Below are 224 nucleotides of genomic sequence, written 5' to 3'. Positions count from 1 at the left end.
CCGCCGATCAGCTTGCGCTGCCCGGCACGGTGCAGCAGCTGGTGCGCAGGCACCCCGTAGCGCTCGGACTGACGGATCGCGTGTTTGAGGAAGCTCGAATACACCCCGGAGTAGCCCATGATCAGCGCGTTGCGATCCAGCAGGCACTCGGCGGGCATCGCGGGGGCGACGACCTCTTCGGCGGCGTCGGCGATGTCGAAGAAATCGATGCCGGTCTTGACACC

Annotated in this window: 1 pseudogene; it reads right to left on the bottom strand. The window is 66.5% G+C overall.

Annotated elements, in window-relative coordinates:
* Positions 1–224 (bottom strand): annotated as a pseudogene (locus tag ACZYYX_RS29500) (4-hydroxy-2-oxovalerate aldolase); the annotation flags it as partial.

Source organism: Mycobacterium sp. IDUB_1 (genome assembly GCF_055419625.1).
This window is presented reverse-complemented; position numbering and strand designations above follow the sequence as displayed.